A 15,179-nucleotide genomic window follows, 5' to 3' on the forward strand; every position below is an offset into this window, starting at 1 on the left:
GGCCCCGGGGCGCTCCCGTCGCCGCAGGTCCGGGCCCACGGCGGAAGCACGTCGGCGCGGGATCCCGCGACTGTCAGGCATGCTCCACGCTGCCCGGGGCATGCGGCCGGGGGACGCCCGACCGGACGTCGCAGCTGTCGGTCGCAGGAGGATCGGGTGACTGTCGAGGGACGGACGCGGACGGGCGACCGGCAGGCCGCAGCGGCCGCGGAGGTACCGGAACGCATCGGCTACCGCATCAAGCGGCTGCTGCTGGGGCCGCCCCTGGTCACGGCGCGCCTACGGGACGAGAAGCTCTCCAAACCGGTCGCGCTCGGCGTGCTCGCACCGGACTGCATCAGCTCCAGCGCGTACGGCACGGAGCAGATGCTCACCCAGCTGGTTCCGGTCGTGGGAGTGGCGGGGTTCACCCTCGTCATGCCGGTGACGGGCGTCATCCTCGCGCTGCTGGTCCTGCTCACGTTGTCCTACCGCGACGTGGTCATGACCTACACCCGTGCCGGTGGCTCGTACGTGGTGGCGCGGGAGAACTTCGGCCCCCGCACCGCACAGGTCGCCGCGGTCGCCCTGTTGATCGACTACATCGTCACGGTGGCCGTGCAGACGGCCGCCGGCACCGACGCGCTCTCCTCCATGCTGCGGTTGCTCTTCCGCATCGACATCGGCGCGGACAAGCTGTGGATCACCGTAGGAGTCCTCTGCCTGCTCTGCTACGGGAACCTGCGGGGCGTCCGGGAGGCGGGCAGGGCCTTCTCGGTACCGACCTATCTGTTCGTCCTCACTGCCGGCCTGACCGTCCTGGTGGGCCTGGGACGGCTGGCCGCCGGCGACCTGCCGAGGCTGGGTGAGGGCGACCTGCACGCCGACGGAGCCGTACCCCTGGGCACACCGGGCGGCGGTCTGCTGATGGGCGCTTCGTTGTTCGTGCTGCTCCGCGCCTTCGCCAACGGCGGGTCGTCGCTCACCGGCCTGGAGGCGATCTCCAACGGAGTCGGCGCCTTCCGCGAGCCGCAGGGAGACAACGCCCGCCGAACGCTGGTGATCATGAGCGTGATCCTCGGTGGGCTCGTCCTGGGCGTGTCGGCACTCGCCTGGCAGACGCACGCGATCCCGTACGTCTCCGGGAGCCCGACCGTCCTGGCCCAGGAAGCGCACCTGGTGTTCGGTCGAAGCGTCCTGGGCCAGGCGATGTTCGCCGCGGTCCAGGTGGCCACCGCGCTCGTCCTCTACACCGGGGCGAACACCTCCTTCAACGGGTTCCCCTTCCTGGCCAGTTTCGTCGCGGACGACTCCTTCCTTCCCCGGAGCCTGACCCGCAGGGGCCACAGGCTCGCGTTCTCCAACGGGATCCTGGTGCTCACGGCCGTCTCGCTCGCCCTGCTGCTCGTGACCCGCGGCAACGTCACCGAACTCGTCTCGCTGTACGCGATCGGCGTCTTCACCGGTTTCGTCATGGCGACCGCCGGTCTGGCCAAGCACCACTGGCAGCGCCGGGAGGAGCACCGTCTCCTGAAGACCGCCGTGAACGCGGCTGCCGCGACCGCCTCCGCCGCCGTGGTCGTCGTCTTCGCCGTCACGAAGTTCACCGAGGGCGCCTGGGTCGTCGTGATTCTCTTCCCCCTCGGCGTGTGGGGCCTGATCCGCACCAACGAGCGCTACCGCACCGAGCGAACCGCTCTGGAAGCGGCACCCGCCACCGCGACCACCGCGACCCGCTCACGCCACGTGGTGATGCTCCTGGTCGACCGGCTCGACCTCGCGGTCCTCGCCGCTCTGAGCTACGCCCACACCTTGCGTCCCGCGCGACTGCGCGCCGTGCACGTGGCCCTGGACACGGCCGGGGCCAAGCAGCTCCGGCGGGCCTGGGCGTCCAACCAGGCCGCGGACGTGCCGCTGGACCTGGTGGAGTGTCCGGACCGCCGGCTGCACCACGCCATCGCCCGGCACGCCGTCGAGGCCACCACCGACGGGCGCACCCAGGTCACACTGCTCATCCCGCGCCGCTCCTACGGTCCCGTCGTGGGACGGCTGCTGCACGCCCGCAGCGGGGACTCCATCGCCCACGCCGTGAGTCGCCTTCCCCACGTCGTTGCCACGATCGTGCCCTTCGACGCCTCCGCGGCCATCGCGGAACACCGGCGACGGAGCCGTCCGCGCGACCGCGGCATAGCGGAGGAGGCGGCTCCTGCACGTCGCAGCCCGGTGGCGCGGTGACGAGGGACCGGGCCCGCTGCACGGCGGTCCGCGCTGGTCGGCGCCTCCGGCCTCGGGCGCGGACCGCCTGATCATGACCCGGCCGAGCAGCGCGCTGTCTTGACCCCGCCCGTGGCGGCCGGTCGTGCCCTGGCCCGGAGGCGAACAGCCGCGTGCCCCGGGGCGAAGGGCCGCCCCGGGGGCCGACCGTCAGCCGTCGTGGCTGCGCAGCGTCTCCTTGACCTTGGCGATCGCGAAGCCCCACCCCTGCTCGACGGTCGGCTTGCCCGGAACCGCGAGTTCCCGGGGGTTGGTCAGGACGTCGAGCACCACCGGGCCCGGCGTCTCGAACGCCCGTCGCACGCCGTCGAGCACTTCGGAGGGGCGGGTGACCCGGATGCCGGTCAGGCCGAGCGCGGTGGCGACCGCGGCGAAGTCCGGGTTGTCCAACTCCGTGCCGAACTCCGGGAGCCCGGCCTGCTCCTGCTCCAGCTTGACCATGCCGAGGCGGCGGTTGTCGAACACCACGAGCTTCACCGGGAGCCGGTGGGTCCTGATCGTCATCAGGTCGCCGAGGAGCATGCTCAGGCCGCCGTCACCGCAGAACGCCACGACCTGCCGGTCGGGGGCCCAGAGCTGCGCGCCGATGGCTTGGGGCATGGCGTTGGCCATCGAGCCGAGGTTGTACGACCCCAGCAGCCGCCGGCGGCCGCGCATGGTCACGAACCGGGACAGCCAGACGGTCGCCATGCCGGTGTCGGAGGTGAAGACGGCGTCGTCGCTCGCACGGTCATTCACGGCGGCGGCCAGGGCCTCCGGGCGCACGTCGTGGCCCCGGTTGTCCAGCGCGCTGCGCAGGCGGCCGAGCAGGTGGTGGTCGTGCTCGGGGTCCGCCAGGCGCCGCTGGCCGGCGGTCCACTCCTCGAAGCGCTCCCGGGCCGCTTCGAGGTGGACGCGGTCCGTGCTGGGCCTGAGGTGCGGCAGGAGCGCCCGGAGGGTGGCCGCGGTGTCGCCTGCCAGTCCCACGTCCACGGGTACCCGGCGGCCCAGGTTGCGTTCGAGGAGGTCGATCTGGACGACCTTGCGGCCGGTGGGATACCAGTCGCGGTAGGGGAAGTCCGTGCCGAGCATGATCAGGGTGTCGCAGGCGTCCAGCGCTCCGGCGGCGGCGGGGTTGCCGATCAGGCCGGTCTGTCCGACCTGGTAGGGGTTGTCCGCTTCGAAGCCCTCCTTGGCCTTCAGGGTGAGGACCATCGGTGCGGACAGGCGCTCGGCGAGTGCCAGCACCTCTGCGCGGGCGTCCCGGGCGCCCCGGCCGACCAGGAGGGTCACCCGGTCGGCGGCGTTGACGAGGTCGGCGGCATCCCGGATGCCGGCGTCGTCTGCGCGGGTGACCGGGCGGACCCGCGGGAAGCGGGCAGGGCGGTCCTCCGTCAGCTCCCGGTCGCCGAGGTCGCCGGGGACCGTCAGCACTGCCACGCCGCGCTCGCTGATCGCGCAGCGGACGGCGGTCTCCAGCATCCTCGGCAGTTGGTCCGGCGAGGTCACGGTCGCCCGGAAGACCGCGACGTCCCGGAACAGCAGGTCGTTGTCGACTTCCTGGAAGTAGTCGCTGCCCAGCTCCGCGGAAGGGACCTGTCCGGCGATGGCGAGCAGCGGGGTCCGGCTCTTGGCCGCGTCGTACAGTCCGTTGAGCAGGTGCACCGATCCGGGGCCGACGGTACCCATGCACACGCCCAGGGTGCCGGACAGCTGGGACTGGGCGCCGGCCGCGAAGGCCGCGGCCTCCTCGTGGCGGCAGCCGATCCAGTCCAGGTCCTCGGTCGTGCGGATGGCCTCGGTCAGCGGGTTCAGGGCGTCGCCGACGACGCCGAACACATGGCGCACCCCCAGCTCCTGCAGGGCGTCGACGATCACGCGGGCGACGGTACGTGCCACGGGGCTTCCCTTCGAAGTGTCAGACGGTGAACCGGTCGGGGTGGGCGGCCTCCCAGTCGCGCGCCCAGGGAGCGGGAGGGTCATGGAGCAGCTGCCCCGGTTCCAGCCAGGGATGGAGGTCCGCGTAGGAGCGGATGGTCTGCGGGTCGATGCGGCGCTGGAGCATGTGCGGGCGCAGCTGCGAGGGGTCGTCGACCCCCATCGCGGCCATGATCTGCAGGGCGCTCCTGACGGTGGCCTCCTGGTAGCGCCGCACCCGCTGGGACTTGTCCCCCACGTGCAGGGCGCGGGCCCGGCGCGGGTCCTGGGTGGCCACGCCGACCGGGCAGGTGTTGGTGTGGCAGCGCTGGGCCTGGATGCAGCCGACGGCGAACATCATGGCCCGGGCGGCGTTGGTGTAGTCGGCTCCCTGGATCAACCGCTTCACCAGGTCGCTCCCGGTGGCCACCTTGCCGCTGGCGCCGATCCGGATCCGGTCCCGCAGACCGGTGCCGACCAGTGCGTTGTGCACCGTCATCAGCCCCTCGGTGAGCGGCATTCCGACGTGGTCGGCGAACTCCAGCGGGGCGGCGCCAGTCCCGCCCTCCGCTCCGTCGACGATGACGAAGTCCGGTGTCACCCCCTCCTCCAGCATGGCCTTGCAGACCGCGAGGAACTGGCGGCGCGACCCGACGCAGAGCTTGAACCCGGTCGGCTTGCCGCTCGCCAGCCCTCGCATCCGGCCGATGAAGCGGACCAGTTCGCGCGGGGTGGAGAAGACCCGGTGGTGGGGCGGGGAGACCACGGTCCTCCCCTGCGGGACACCGCGCACCCGCGCGATCCGGGCGTCGACCTTGGAACCGGGCAGCACGCCGCCGATGCCGGGTTTGGCGCCCTGGCTGAGCTTCAGGGAGACGCACTTGACCTGCGGGTGCGCCGCCTTCTCGGCGAACTGGCCGGGGTCGAAGTCCCCGTCCTCGGTGCGGCAGCCGAAGTAGCCGGTGCCGATCTCCCACACCAGGTCCCCGCCGGGCCGCAGGTGGTACTCGGACAGCCCGCCCTCACCGGTGTCGTGGGCGAAACCGCCCAGCGCCGCACCGGTGTTCAGAGCCAGCACCGCGTTGGCCGACAGCGAGCCGAAGCTCATCGCGGACACGTTGAGCAGCGCCATCGCGTACGGCTGGGAGCAGTCGGGACCGCCCACCCGCACCCTGGGCAGGCGGTGCGGCACCGCGACGGGGGCCATCGACGGCACCAGGAACTCGCGCCCGCTCCCGTACAGGTCCAGCTCCGTGCCGAAGGGCTCTTCCGCGTCCGTCCCCTTGGCCCGCTCGTAGACGATGCTGCGGGTGTCGCGGTCGAAGGGGCGCCCGTCCACGTTGCGTTCGACGAAGTACTGCTGGACCTCGGGCCGGATGCCCTCCAGCGCGAACCGCAGACGGCCGATGACCGGGTAGTTCCGCAGGATCGCATGCCGGGTCTGCAGCAGGTCCTTCGACGCCAGCACCGTCACCACCAGCAAGGGCACGGCCGCGCACCACCACCACGGGGACCCGAACAAGGCCGCGGCCGTGGCGGCGGCCGCTCCACCGACCGGCCCGGCAATCCACAGGAATCTCAGCACAGCGGCCGTCTAACCCCGAACGCCGCCGGCAATCAGGCGAGTTGCGTGCACGGGGCGTCGAGGATTCCGCTGAATACGTCGGACGCGACGGGGCAGTCGGTGTGCTGACACTGACTACGGAGGTCGAGATGGTTCCCCTTTTCCTCGTTTTTCTGCTGGCTCTGCTTCTCTTCGGTGCCGGCTTCGCACTGAAGGCCCTGTGGTGGGTGGCGGTCGTGGTCCTGGTGGTCTGGCTGCTCGGATTCCTGCTCCGCAGCACCGGCGCTTCCGGCAGCCGGGGCCGCTGGTACCGCTGGTGAACGACCCTGCCGTGCAGGCAGGGCGGACCGGACGGGGGCGGGCACACACCGTGGTGTGTGCCCGCCCCCGTCCGGCCGTGTTCACGGACTGCCGGGCCGGCCGATCCAGCCGCCTGAACCTCGACCGCGGGCAGCACCCGTGCTCGGCGGCCTCACCGCCCTCAACGCACACACACAACCTCCCGGCTGAGGTGAACACTTCACCACGCTGAGCGATCGTGTTAGCGTCCGTCGGATGTCGAGGATTCTGGTCACCGATCTGGACGGCACCTTGCTCGGCGGCGCCCCGGAGGACCGGCGCCGACTGCGGGACGCGCTGAACCGTCATCCCGAGGTGACCGTGGTGTTCGCCACCGGCCGCGGACTGACGTCGATCCGCAAGGTCCTGCGGGACCCGCTCGTCCCGAGGCCCCGGTGGATCATCGCGGACGTCGGCGCCACCGTCCTCGACGGCACCGACTTCTCCACCGTCGAGCCGCTGCAGGAACAGTTGCGTGCCGGCTGGCCCGGTCCGGAGCGCGTCCGGGCCGCATTACGCCGCTTCCCCGGGCTCACCTACCAGCACGGCGTCATCCAGGACGGCCGCTGCTCGTTCCACCTGGCCCCCGAACACCTCACCGGTGAGCTCACCGCGGCGGTGGAGGCGCTCGGCTGCGGCTGGACCTACTCCGCGGACCGCTTCTTCGACGTCCTGCCGCCGACCGCCTCCAAGGGCGGCGCACTGCGGGCCCTGGCCGACAAACTGGACTGGTCGGCCAAGGCGATCCTGGTCGCCGGGGACTCCCTCAACGACCTGTCACTGTTCCGCCTCGGCACCCACGGGGTGGTCGTCGCAGGGGGCGAGCCCGCGCTGCTCGCGGCGGTGGCCGACGATCCCCTGATCCACCGCCCGCACCAGCAGGGCGCAGCCGGCATCCTCGCGGCTCTCCGAACACTGGGCTGGGTCGCCACGGTCCGTCCCGAGCCCGAGCCCCGCCCCTCACTCGTGGTCGGATACCACCGCCCGCCGCTGCGCTGGGCCGGCGACAGCTGGCAGCCGCCCACCAGCCCCAACGGCATCCTGCCCACCCTGACCAGTGCCTTCACCGGCGGCCTGCCGGGCGGCATCTGGGTCACCGCCCGGCCCGGCGGTCATCCCGAGGCCGCCCGCGAGCAGTCCGCTGGCCCGCCGCTGTCCCTCGTACCGCTCACCACCGCCGAGTGGAGCGGCTACTTCCACCACGCTTGCAAGGAAATCCTCTGGCCGGTCCTGATGTCCGAACCGGGCCGCTCGGTGTTCGACGACCGCGCCTGGGCCGAGTACCGCACCGTCAACGCACGGTTCGCCGACCACATCGGCACCTTGGCCGCCCCGGGAGCAACCGTCTGGCTGCACGACTACAACCTCTGGCTGGTCCCCGGCCTCCTGCGCACGGCCCGTCCCGACCTGCGCACCGGACTGTTCCACCACACCCCCTTCCCTCCCGCGGACGTCTTCGCCACCCTGCCGGTCGCCGCCGAACTGCGCGCATCCCTGGCCTGTCTGGACTGGGCCGGCTTCCACACCACCGCCTTCGCCGACCACTTCCGCCACGCCCTCACCGGCCTGCCCCACCCGCCACGGATCGAGGTCTGCCCACTCGGCGTCGACCGCCCCGCCATCGAAGCCCTCGCACGCACCCGCACACCGCCACCCCGATCCGGCACCGGACGCCTGGTGCTGTCCGTCGAACGCCTCGACTACGCCAAAGCCCCGGTGCAGAAGGTCGACGCCATCGCCCGACTCCTGGCACAGCGGCCCGACCTGCGCGAACGGCTGACCTTCCGGCTCGTCTGCCCGCCGCCCGAGCCCGGTCTCACCGCCTACGACACCACCCGCGCTCTGCTCGAACAGCGCATCGACGAGGTCAACGACGCGTGGCAGACGCCGGATTGGCGCCCGGTGGACTATCTCCCCCGAAGTCTCTCCTTCGCCGAGGTCGTCGACGAGTACCTGGCCGCCGACGTGCTCTGGGTGACCTCGCTGCAGGACGGTATGAACCTGACGGCCAAGGAGTTCGTCGCCGCCCAAGCCGCCCTCCCCTCCCGCCACGCAGCCGGCCCGGGCGTGCTGGTGCTCTCCCGCCACGCCGGCGCCGCCGCCGAGCTCGGCGACGCCGCGCTCCTCACCGACCCCCGCTCCCCGGACGACCTCACCGCCGTCCTCGCCAAGGCCCTCGCCCTCACCCCGACCGAACGCCGCACCCGCATGCACCGCCTCGCCACCCTCCTCGGCCACGAACGCCCCGCCGACTGGGCAACCCGGATCATCCACGCGATCCGCCGCCCCGATCCCGCGTCCTGACCGACCCCGACCGGACGGACGACGGCCTCCGCAACCTCCCGCTCGGGTGCAGGTGAAGCTGCGCGGCCGGATCGGAGCTTTTCCAGCCTGCGGCAGGCTGCCGTCAGGGAGCGGCCGCGGCGCTGCGCCGGACAGGCCCTAGGGGTCCTCGCCGTCCAGGCGCGCGACTCAGGCGTGGGCCGGAACGCCCGCCCATCGGCCGCCGGGCCGGGCCGGCGGATTCTCGGGCTCCGGGACCGCCCCGGGGACGTCCTCATCGAGCCCTCCTGCCGCGAGGACGGTCCGGCTCACCGCCGTGTGCAGGTCGGCCACCGTTCGCGGCGCCTCGGTCGCGTGGACTGCGATGCGCGCGAACGGAGAAGGCCGGCGCAGGTCGATGCTCACCACGACGTCCGTGAACGGGTGCAGGGCCACGAAGTCCCGGCCGCCGGGATGCCGCCACACCCCCAGGCACAGCCTGCCGGGGATCAGCAGGCCGCTCTCGCGTACTCCGCGGACAACCCTCCACGGCTGCCTGGTGGTCGTGACCTTCTCCACCGCCGTCAGCGGCACCCGCAGCGGCCCCGACCGCGTCACGAGCCGTTCCCACCAGCGCAGCCGGACCACCAGGTCCGCACCTTCGACCGTCACCCTCGCCATCGCCTCACACCCCCTCTCCCGCGTCGGCGTCGACCTTCCCCCAGTCGCCGTCCGCATCGGGTGCTTCGAGCTGCGCGGGCTGGGTGTGGGCCCGTGCGTCGAGCGGCGGCGCACCGTGCCGCTCCGGCCGGTGACCCGTAGCGTCGGCAATCGGTTGACGCGGTGTGCCGACCGGGCCCGGCGGCGTCGGAATCGGCCGGCGGGCGAGAATGCGTCCCACCCAGCGGCGCCCGCACCCGGGGCAGGGCGGCGCTCCCTGGGGGGTGTAGGGCGAGTCCACGGCTGTGCCGTCGCGGGAGAAGTACTCCCAGTCCCGTCCGTCGTCATCGCGGTAGTGCTGGACGTCGTAGTCCATGCTCCACTGGTGCCAGCAGTGGCCGCAGGTGAACTCCACGCGCTCCAGTGCCAGTTCCGTGATCACTGTCGACACCTCCTTCGTCGACGCGCTTCCTCGATCGACTCGGGCAACCGCTGCGGCGGCACGGCATCCGGTCGGCCGCCGAACGGCACCCCATCAGTCCGTATACCTCCACATGGGTCGTCGACACAACCGCAGAACGACTGCGTCGAGGCGGGCGTGACAGCGCCTACCGACCGGTACGCCCGTCCTGCATCGCACTGGGCACCAGGGCCGGTCCGCCCTGCGGCGGTGGGTGGGAGACCCTTCGGCGGCTACAGCGTCGCGCACTGGCGGGTGCGCGGACCGGTGACGGTGTTGGGGGTGCCCGCGTTGGTGGGCGGTGGAGTGTCGCCGACGCAGTGGAGCGCGCCGGTGATGGTGTTGCCCGCGATCTCCGTGCCGCCCAGGTTGCCGGTCAGCACCGTCGGGCCGCCGATCCGGTTGGCGGTGCAGCCCTGCTCGGGCGCGCCGACCAGGACCGGGCCGGTGGTGCCGGCGATCCGCAGGCCGCCGTCGACCGTGTTCCCGCACAGCTCGACGCCGGACGCGTCCTGCGCGTTCAGGCCGCCGTCGATCGTCGAGTCGGCGGCGAACAGGGCTGCGCCGGGTGCTACCTGGACCACTCCGGTTCGGGCGCCGACCAGGCAGGTGCTCGGGCCGGCGGCGAGGACGGGGCCGGTGGCGCCGGTGATCGTCCGTTCGCAGGTCACCCGGTGCTCCAGTGTCTCCAGCGGGCCGGGCAGGTAGCTGCCGTCGCCGGAGTAGCGGGCGGTGACGGTGTGCGTGCCGGGCCGCGGCCGGTTCCAGCCCAGCCGCGCCTGCGCACAGCCGGAGCCGCCGCCGGGGGCGAGGGCGGCGGTGCCCAGCTCCCGGTCGCCGTCGGCGAAGCTGACGGTGCCGGTGGGCACCGGCCCGGCGGTGGCCGGGCAGACGGTGTCGGTCAGGGCGACCGGGCTGCCGTACGCCGAGGGGTTCGGCGTGGCGGCGAGGGTGGTGGTGACCAGGGCTCGATGCGTGTTCAGCAGGACCGACACGGTGTCGTCCAGGCCGTGGCTGACGGCCACGTCGAGCCGGCCGCTGCCGGTGAACCGGCCGACCGCGACCGCGTCCGGGCTGGAGAAGTGGCCGTTGCCGGTGGGGTAGAAGTCCGGGGGCTGGAAGGTGCCGTCGCCGTTGCCGCGCAGCAGCGCGAGGGCGTTGGCGCCGTTGGCCACGACCAGGTCGAGCCGGCCGCTGCCGGTGAAGTCGCCGACGGCGACCGATCCGGGAAGCCGGCCCGCCGGGTAGAAGACGTTCGGCTGGAAGGTGCCGTCCCCGTTGCCGAGCAGGACCCGGACCCCGTCCTCGTCGTCGGTGGCCACCAGGTCGGGCCGGCCGTCGCCGTTGAAGTCGCCGACGGCGAGCGCGTACGGCACGCCGCCGACTCGGACGTCGGTGCGCGGGCCGAGGGTGCCGTCCCCGTTGCCGAGGAACACCGAGACCGAGCTGATGCCGTCGTCGGCGACGGCCAGGTCGAGCCGCCCGTCGCCGTCGAAGTCGGACAGGACGATCGAGGCCGGGTTGGAGTCGGTGCCCGTCGGATAGCCGGCCGGGGGCTGGAAGGTGCCGTCGCCGTTGCCGAGCAGCAGGTCGACCCGCTGCTCGCCGAGGACGCCGACGGCCAGGTCGGGCCGGCCGTCGCCGTTGAAGTCGCCGACGGCGACAGCGTCCGGATGGGTTCCGGTGGGGAAGCCGCGCGGGGCCTGGAAGGTGCCGTCGCCGTTGCCGCGGAGCACGGAGACGCCGCTGGTGCCCTGGTTGGTGGTCACCAGGTCCGCCCGGCCGTCGCCGTCGAGGTCGGCCACCGTGATCGCCGTCGGGCCCGGACCGGTCGGGAAGGTGGCCTGCGGGGCGAAGGTGCCGTCGCCGTTGCCGAGCAGGACCGAGACGGTGTCCGCCTCGCCGTTGGGCACCGCCAGGCCGAGCCGGCCGCTGCCGGTGAAGTCGCCCACCGCGACGTCGCGCGGGCTGTGCCCGACCGGGTAGACCACCTGCGGCGCGAAGACGTCACCGGCCGCCGCCGCGCTGCCCGGCAGGGCCACCACCGTGCTCAAAGCCACCAGCCCGGCCGCCAGGACCATCCGTGCCACGCTCAGCCCGCGCATCCGCATCACTCCTGTTCCCCGGGGCGCCGCCGCCCGTCGCCGCTCGCCGGGCCGATGGTCACCCGGCCTCCGACGGCGCCCGGGCAGCGACACTCCGGGGTCGCCGGATCGGGTGGCCGACGCTGGTCGGGGCCCGACCGGTCCCCGGGCAGTCCGACGAGGATCTGATCCGGGACGCCCTGGGCGCTCTCGACGCCTGAGCCCGTCCGGCACCCGGCACCCGGCACCCGGCACCCGTCAGCGCAGCACCGCCGTCCGGCGCTCGAACACCTCGGGGCGGGCGGTCTCCAGCGCCGTGGAGACCGCGCCGAGGAGTACGGCGTCCTCCCCCAGGAGGCTCGGCGCGAGCGTCGGACGCATCGGGGCGAGCCGGTGCAGGGCCTGCTCCAGCGGCTCCAGGAGCAGGTCCGCACTGCCGCCGATCCCGCCGCCCAGCACCACCAGGTCCGGGTCCAGCACGGCGGACAGCACGGCGACGGCGTAGGCGAGTTGCCCGGCCTCCCGCTCCACCGCCCGGACCGCCGCGGGCTCCCCGGCGCGGGCCCGTGCGAAGACCTGTTTCGCCGTCAGCTGCCGGGCGGCGCCCTCCGAGCCGAGCCCGAAGTCCCGGGCGGAGCGCACCACGGCGTCCGCGGCGGCCTCCTCCTCGATCGTCCCGGTCGGCTCACCGGCGCGGGCGGGCAGCGGCACCAGGCCGATCTCGCCCAGCGCGCCGTGCGCACCGAGCAGCAGCTCGCCGTCCTTCACCACCCCCAGCCCGAGGCCGGTGCCGACCAGCAGGTAGGCGAACATCCGGCTGCCCCGCCCGGCCCCCAGGGTGTACTCGCCGAGCGCGGCCAGGTTGGCGTCGTTGGCCACCGACACGGCCGTCCCCAGCCCCTCCCCGATCCGGTCGAACAGCCCAGGCCGGCCCCAGCCGGGCAGGCTGTCGGCGTAGCGCACCCCGCGCCGCTCCTCGTCCCACACGCCCGGGGTGCCGATCACCGCGTGCACGACGTCGCCGGCGGCCAGGCCCGCTTCGGCCGTCGCCTCGTGCGCGGCGGCGACCACGGCGTCCGCGACGGCGTTCGCCGAGCGCCCGCGGTTGGCCACGTCCCGGCGGGCGAGGACCGTCCCGGCGAGGTCCGCGACGGCCACCCGCAGCCTGGCCCGGCCGATGTCCACGCCGAGCACGTGCCCGGCGGTCGGGTCGACCTCGTACAGCACGGCGGTACGGCCGCGCTCGGGTGCCAGCCGTCCGGCCTCGCGGACCAGCCCGGCCTGTTCCAGGGCGGCCAGCGCGGCCGAGACGGTCGGCTTGGACAGGCCGGTGTCCCGGGCCAGCTGGGCGCGTGAGGAGCCGCCGCCGGTGCGCAGCAGCTCCAGCAGCAGCCACTCGTTGTTGCTCCGCAGCCGCTGCCGGTTCCAGGGCACCGCGGGGGCCCCGGCCGCCGGGCGACTGGTCGGCTGGTTGGGGCTCATCGGTCTTCCTCCGGTCTGGCTGCTCACGGACGTCTCCGGCTCGGGCCGGACTCGGGGCGGACGTGGGTCCGGCACGGGGCCGCGCGGGGCCGGCACGGCCTGCGGCGTCCGGTGTCGGGCGCCGCCGCCCAAGTATGACCGGTGATCATCCGCCGTCCGCCCGCCGGTTCCGGACCGCTTCGCAGTGCGTCGTCCGGACGCCCGCCGCACCCCGCACGGGCCTTCGCCGCCCACCGCGCACCGACCGCCGTGCGGCTCCCCGCCCGGCGGGCACCGGCTCCGCTACAGCACCGTCTCCGGCCGGTCAAGGTTTCACCCACTTGTGGGCGTGCCGCGCCCCGGCGCGTGATCATGGGCGTATGCACTTCCGGCACGGCAACCGAGCAGAGGGCTCACCGCCCGGCACACCGGTCACCCGGTCCCTGGCGGCGACGGCGGCTTCCCTCGCGGCCAGGCTCGGCGCGATCACCGGCAGTGACGACAGCAACCGCCGGGACGGCGGGAACGGCGGGACGGACGGGGACGACGACGACCCCGACCTGCTTCGCGCGGCCCTCGCCGCCGCCCCGGTCGGCGTCGCCGTGCTCGACGCGCGGCTGCGCTGGCAGTACCTGAACCCCGCCTTCCTCACCGCCACCGGCCTGCGCCGCGCCGACCTGCTCGGCCGCGCCGCCGAGGCCACCGCCTTCGCCGGCGCCGCCGCCACCCTGCGCCGGGTGCTCGCCGACGGGCGCGACCGCGAGCACGCCACCGGCGGGCCCGAGGGTCCTGGCCACCCCGTCCCGCCCGGCCTGCGGGTGCGCTACCGGCCGCTGCGGCACGCCGACCGGACCACCGGCGTGATCGTCGTCGTCCTGGACGGCCCCGACCCGGCCCGCGCGCAGCTCCGCGAGCTCGACCAGGCCCGCGCCCGGCTCGCGCTGCTCGACGCCGCCGCCGAGCGGATCGGCACCACCCTCGACATCGCCACCACCTGCGCCGAACTCGCCGCCTTCGCCGTACCCGACCTCGCCGACCTCGCGACCGTCGACGTGCTGCCGCCCGAGGCCGAAGCCCCGCGGCCCGGCCAGGGCACGCCCGTGCGGCTGCACCGCACCGCGGCACGGTCCGTCCCCGCGCTGGCCGCCGCCCTCGCCGAACTCCCCCGGCCCGGCGAATCGGTCCGCCACCGTGAGGGCTCGGCCGCCGCCCGGAGCCTCGCCGACGGCATCGCCGTACTCGCCGAGACCGGCCCCGCGGACTCCTGCCCCGCCGACACCTCCTCGCTGCTCGTGCTGCCGCTCGCCGCCCGCGGCCGCCTGGTCGGGCTGCTCACCCTCGGCCGTACCGCCGCCGGCGTCCCCTTCGACGCCGACGAGGCCGCCCTGTTCGGCGACCTCGCCGCCCGCGCCGCCGTCGGCATCGACAACGCCCGCCGCTACAGCCGCTCCCAGGGCATCGCCCTGGAGCTCCAGCGGGCGCTGCTCAGCGAGCCGGGCAGCCCGCACCAGAACCTTGCCCTCGCTTCCCGCTACCTGCCCTCCGGCAGCAGCACGGTGGTCGGCGGCGACTGGTACGAGACGGTCCGGCTGCCGTTCGGCCGCACCCTGCTCGCCATGGGCGACGTCATGGGGCACGGCGTCGAGGCGGCCGTCGACATGAGCCACTACCGCTCCGCGCTGCGCGACATCGCCGGGATGGACCTGCCCCCGCACCGGATCCTGCGCCAGCTGGACAACGTCATCTCCGCCGACGACTCCGCCCGCCCGGCGACCTGCCTGCTGGCCCTCGCCGACCCGGGCCGCGGCCGCTGGACGCTCTCCAGCGCGGGCCACCTGCCGCCCGCCCTGATCGCGCCCGACCGTCCCACCGAGCTGCTCCGTGTCCCCACCGGCCCGCCGCTCGGCACCGGGCTCGGCGGCTACGAGCAGACCGCCCATCCGCTCACCCCCGGCCAGACCCTGCTGCTCTACACGGACGGCCTGGTGGAGCGCCGCGACGAGGACATCGACACCTCCCTGGAACGGCTGGCCGCGCTGCGCCTGCCCGCCACCGGCGACCTCGACGACCTGCTGGACGCCGTCCTGCACGCCCTCGCCCCGCCCCCGGCGCCCACCGCCGAGGACGACATCGCCATCCTCGCCGCCCGGGCCAAGCCCCGCTGACGACGGCCGCCCGGATCGAGCCGTTGCAGTCACCC

The 15,179-nt window shown here is 74.0% G+C and carries 10 protein-coding genes; 4 read left to right on the forward strand and 6 right to left on the reverse strand.

Going from position 1 to position 15,179, the window contains the following annotated elements; genetic code table 11:
* Positions 1-225: 225 nt before the first annotated feature.
* On the forward strand, positions 226-2,214 hold the full coding sequence (locus tag BX285_RS35530; protein ID WP_259471033.1) for an APC family permease: 1,989 nt from the start codon (positions 226-228) through the stop codon (positions 2,212-2,214).
* Positions 2,215-2,403: 189 nt separating this feature from the next.
* Here BX285_RS35530 and BX285_RS35535 read toward each other — a convergent pair whose 3' ends face one another.
* Together BX285_RS35535 and BX285_RS35540 are read right to left on the reverse strand one after the other, a co-directional pair.
* Positions 2,404-4,131, reverse strand: coding sequence for a thiamine pyrophosphate-dependent enzyme (locus tag BX285_RS35535; protein ID WP_121179645.1), 1,728 nt, complete (start codon positions 4,129-4,131; stop codon positions 2,404-2,406).
* A gap of 19 nt (positions 4,132-4,150) precedes the next feature.
* Positions 4,151-5,722, reverse strand: coding sequence for an FMN-binding glutamate synthase family protein (locus BX285_RS35540; RefSeq protein ID WP_259471034.1), 1,572 nt, complete (start codon positions 5,720-5,722; stop codon positions 4,151-4,153).
* Positions 5,723-5,862: 140 nt separating this feature from the next.
* Between BX285_RS35540 and BX285_RS35545 the strand changes: the two genes are divergently transcribed.
* Both BX285_RS35545 and BX285_RS35550 read left to right on the forward strand, forming a co-directional pair.
* Positions 5,863-6,033, forward strand: coding sequence for a hydrophobic protein (locus tag BX285_RS35545; protein ID WP_097234598.1), 171 nt, complete (start codon positions 5,863-5,865; stop codon positions 6,031-6,033).
* A gap of 235 nt (positions 6,034-6,268) precedes the next feature.
* On the forward strand, positions 6,269-8,356 hold the full coding sequence (locus BX285_RS35550; RefSeq protein WP_121179646.1) for a trehalose-6-phosphate synthase: 2,088 nt from the start codon (positions 6,269-6,271) through the stop codon (positions 8,354-8,356).
* Between the two features lie 168 nt (positions 8,357-8,524).
* Here the strand turns inward: BX285_RS35550 and BX285_RS35555 are convergent, their stop codons facing one another.
* The 4 genes from BX285_RS35555 to BX285_RS35570 form a co-directional block, all read right to left on the reverse strand.
* Positions 8,525-8,995 carry a hypothetical protein gene (locus tag BX285_RS35555; RefSeq protein WP_097234601.1) on the reverse strand — a complete coding sequence of 157 codons (471 nt, stop codon included), beginning with the start codon at positions 8,993-8,995 and terminating at the stop codon, positions 8,525-8,527.
* A 4-nt stretch (positions 8,996-8,999) separates the two neighbouring features.
* Positions 9,000-9,416: a hypothetical protein gene (locus BX285_RS35560; protein WP_097234602.1), complete on the reverse strand. Its 417-nt coding sequence runs from the start codon at positions 9,414-9,416 to the stop codon at positions 9,000-9,002.
* 251 nt (positions 9,417-9,667) lie between these two features.
* Positions 9,668-11,539 carry an FG-GAP-like repeat-containing protein gene (locus BX285_RS35565; RefSeq protein ID WP_183107361.1) on the reverse strand — a complete coding sequence of 624 codons (1,872 nt, stop codon included), beginning with the start codon at positions 11,537-11,539 and terminating at the stop codon, positions 9,668-9,670.
* A 237-nt stretch (positions 11,540-11,776) separates the two neighbouring features.
* The gene (locus tag BX285_RS35570) at positions 11,777-13,000 is read right to left on the reverse strand and encodes an ROK family transcriptional regulator (protein ID WP_097234604.1); all 1,224 of its coding nucleotides are present in this window, start codon (positions 12,998-13,000) and stop codon (positions 11,777-11,779) included.
* Positions 13,001-13,359: 359 nt separating this feature from the next.
* Here BX285_RS35570 and BX285_RS35575 point away from each other — a divergent pair, with 359 nt between their 5' ends.
* Positions 13,360-15,144: a SpoIIE family protein phosphatase gene (locus tag BX285_RS35575; RefSeq protein WP_183107362.1), complete on the forward strand. Its 1,785-nt coding sequence runs from the start codon at positions 13,360-13,362 to the stop codon at positions 15,142-15,144.
* The last annotated feature ends 35 nt before the right edge of the window (positions 15,145-15,179 follow it).

Source organism: Streptomyces sp. 1114.5, from assembly GCF_003635085.1.
Taxonomy (GTDB): domain Bacteria; phylum Actinomycetota; class Actinomycetes; order Streptomycetales; family Streptomycetaceae; genus Kitasatospora.

Coding starts and splice junctions, on each gene's coding strand:
- BX285_RS35545 (WP_097234598.1), top strand. CDS start 5,863: ATGGTTCCCCTTTTCCTCGTTTTTCTGCTGGCTCTGCTTCTCTTCGGT.
- BX285_RS35550 (WP_121179646.1), top strand. CDS start 6,269: ATGTCGAGGATTCTGGTCACCGATCTGGACGGCACCTTGCTCGGCGGC.
- BX285_RS35555 (WP_097234601.1), bottom strand. CDS start 8,995: ATGGCGAGGGTGACGGTCGAAGGTGCGGACCTGGTGGTCCGGCTGCGC.
- BX285_RS35565 (WP_183107361.1), bottom strand. CDS start 11,539: ATGCGCGGGCTGAGCGTGGCACGGATGGTCCTGGCGGCCGGGCTGGTG.
- BX285_RS35570 (WP_097234604.1), bottom strand. CDS start 13,000: ATGAGCCCCAACCAGCCGACCAGTCGCCCGGCGGCCGGGGCCCCCGCG.
- BX285_RS35575 (WP_183107362.1), top strand. CDS start 13,360: ATGCACTTCCGGCACGGCAACCGAGCAGAGGGCTCACCGCCCGGCACA.